This window comes from Lichenibacterium ramalinae (genome assembly GCF_004137085.1).
GTDB classification, from domain to species: Bacteria; Pseudomonadota; Alphaproteobacteria; order Rhizobiales; family Beijerinckiaceae; genus Lichenihabitans; species Lichenihabitans ramalinae.
Window position 1 is genome coordinate 1 of the sequence record NZ_QYBC01000063.1, and the last position, 1,424, is coordinate 1,424.

1 protein-coding gene is annotated in these 1,424 nt (G+C 69.2%); it reads right to left on the reverse strand.

Going from position 1 to position 1,424, the window contains the following annotated elements; genetic code table 11:
* Positions 1 to 38: 38 nt before the first annotated feature.
* Positions 39 to 1,322, reverse strand: a complete 1,284-nt coding sequence (gene tnpC / locus D3272_RS27010) for an IS66 family transposase (protein ID WP_129222327.1) — start codon at positions 1,320 to 1,322, stop codon at positions 39 to 41.
* Positions 1,323 to 1,424: the final 102 nt, after the last annotated feature.

The following is a 1,424-nucleotide window of genomic DNA, read 5'->3' on the forward strand; positions in this document are numbered from 1 at the left end:
GTAACTACCCAGGGGGTGCGCAGGTCGGCTGAGGGCTGTTAGGCGCCGATGGTGCCCAGCACGGTGCTGAAGGTGCTCGCATCCGAGGTGATGCGAGCCGTGGCCACCACGGTGCGCACGGCGGCTTCGCCCTTGGCGGACCACATGGCGCGATAGCCGTTGGTGTTCTTGCGCTGGATCACGGCGGGCCGTAGGTCGCGCTCGCAGGCATTGTTGGTTGGCTCGACCCGCCCGGGGAAGGACGCGAAAGTCAGAAGCTGGTCGCGGGCGCGGCGCATCCGGTTCTGGATGTCGCGCGCCAGGTCGCAGGTGGCCGGGGCGGCGAGGATGTCGCCGAGGGAGCGTTCCAGCTTGCGGCGCTTGGTGGTCACCGTGGAGGGCGCCGACGTGGTGATGGTTCGTGCCAGGGCGAAGGCTCCGTCGAGCCACAGCTTCAGCCGCAGGGCGAGGGTGTCGTCGCCGGCGTCGAGAGCGTAGGCGACGTCGCGAGCGAGGTGCGCCAGGCAGGTCTGCTGGCGGTCGGCATGCCCTTGTTGGGCGGAGTAGCGGTCCGACAGCCACACGGCCGGCCGATGCCCGTCCATGATCTCGTGCACCACGCACGCGCCCCGCGTCGGAGCGGCATGATGCACCACCGCTTCCTCGCAGCGGAAAACCCAATGATACGAGTTCGTGCCCTCGATGCGCACGCCGGTCTCGTCGGACGCCACCACGGTGGCGCGTCGCAGCCTCGACAGCGCTGCGTCGCGCCCGGCGTCGAAGCGCGTTTCGGCCCGGCGCAGCATGTTGGTCAGCCCGCCCTGGCTGATGCGCAGGCCGAACAGGTCGAAGAGAGCCTTCTGCAAGCGCTCGTAGGACAGGGCCTGGAACGTCTTCAGGTACACGGCCGTGGCGTGCAGGCGCGGGCCGAACGGCGAAGCCGCAGCCTCCGCCCGCCGCGGCGCCGCCACATGCGCCCGGCATCCTGGGCACACCACGGCCAAGCGCCGGTGCTGCTCGACGACGGGCTTCACCTCTGGCAGCTCGATGTGCTCGTGCACGCTGACCGTCTCGACAGCCAGATCGGGCGACAACGCCAGCCCGCAGTCGGGGCACTCGGTCGGACGGTGATCGACAACCGTATCAGGATCTTCGGCGGCGACCCGGCTGTGGCCTTCGTGGCCGGGCTTTGCGCCCCCGGGCCTGGACTGCTCGCGGCGTTCCTTGCGGTCGGTCGAGGGCGGCTTAGACGACGTGCGCGACGTCTTGGCCGGGCGCTGTAGCTTCAGCACCAGTTCGATCAGTTCGTCCTTGCTCAAGCGCTCGAGATCACCGCGGCTCATGCCGCCAGGGAATCACCCATCAACAGGACACGCAAGTCCTCGTTGCACCTCGACGGACCCCTTCCGACGACGCCGATCTCACGCGACCCCGTGGGTAGTTAC

Coding starts and splice junctions, on each gene's coding strand:
- tnpC (WP_129222327.1), bottom strand. CDS start 1,322: ATGAGCCGCGGTGATCTCGAGCGCTTGAGCAAGGACGAACTGATCGAA.